Raw genomic sequence first — 1,020 nt, 5'->3', positions numbered from 1 at the left:
AAAAAGGCCAGGTTGCTTTTCTCGGAATTGATCTGAGCAAAAAGAGTTTCCAGCTACACGGTGTTGATGCCAAAGGTCATGTGGTTATCAAAAAGAAACTTAATCGCAAAGCACTCATGCCCTTTATTGCCAATCTGCCTCAATGCGCTATAGGCATCGAAGCTTGTGGAGGTTCACACTACTGGTGTCGTAAATTTACCGAACTGGGTCATGACGTTCGTATTATGGCTCCCCAGTTCGTAAAACCTTACGTAAAGTCAAACAAGAATGATGCTGCTGATGCTGAGGCTATCTGTGAAGCAATGCAACGGCCCAGCATGCGCTTTGTACCAACCAAAACGATTGAGCAGCAGGATATTCAAAGCCTACACAGAATACGTAGCCAGGCCGTGGCCAGAAGGACTGCATTGGGTAACCAGATCAGAGGTTTTTTAATGGAATACGGGGTCATTATTCCCAAGGGCATAGCCTTCATCAGTAAACAGATCCCCCTGGTTCTGGAAGATGCTGAAAACGGTTTAACAGTGTTGTTCCGTGAACTTCTCAGTGAACTGTACGAAGAGATGAAACACCTGGACGAGCGAGTAGAAAAGCTTGAACAAAAGCTCGAAACCATTGCAGCCAATAATGAAGCTTGCAAACTATTGCTAACCATACCCGGCATTGGGTTGCTCAGTGCTACGGCACTGTTTGCTGCGATTGGTGATATATCAGCATTTAAAAATGGCAGGGAAATGGCGGCCTGGTTGGGACTGGTGCCCAAGCAGGCGTCTACTGGTGGAGTGCCTACCTTACTGGGCATCAGTAAACGGGGCGACACCTACCTGCGAACCCTGCTTATACACGGTGGCAGAACCGTTGTCAGGGTAGCCGGCAAACACGACGATCGACGTAATGATTGGATTAAAGAGCTTGATCAGCGCAGGGGCAAGAATATATCAGCGGTAGCTGTTGCTAATAAAAATGCTCGCATTGCCTGGGCTGTGTTAACCAAGAAAGAGCCGTACAAGGCAGCAGCAT

1 protein-coding gene is annotated in these 1,020 nt (G+C 47.6%); it reads left to right on the top strand.

The features are described 5' to 3' along the window. Nucleotides 1-26 precede the first annotated feature (26 nt). On the top strand, nt 27-1,020 hold a 994-nt coding region (locus KDK15_RS11635; protein ID WP_257295524.1), incomplete at its 3' end, for an IS110 family transposase.

Source organism: Endozoicomonas sp. YOMI1 (assembly GCF_024606345.1).
Lineage (GTDB): Bacteria > Pseudomonadota > Gammaproteobacteria > Pseudomonadales > Endozoicomonadaceae > Endozoicomonas.
Note: the sequence above shows the minus strand (reverse complement) of the source record. Positions and strands in the feature narration are given on the sequence as shown.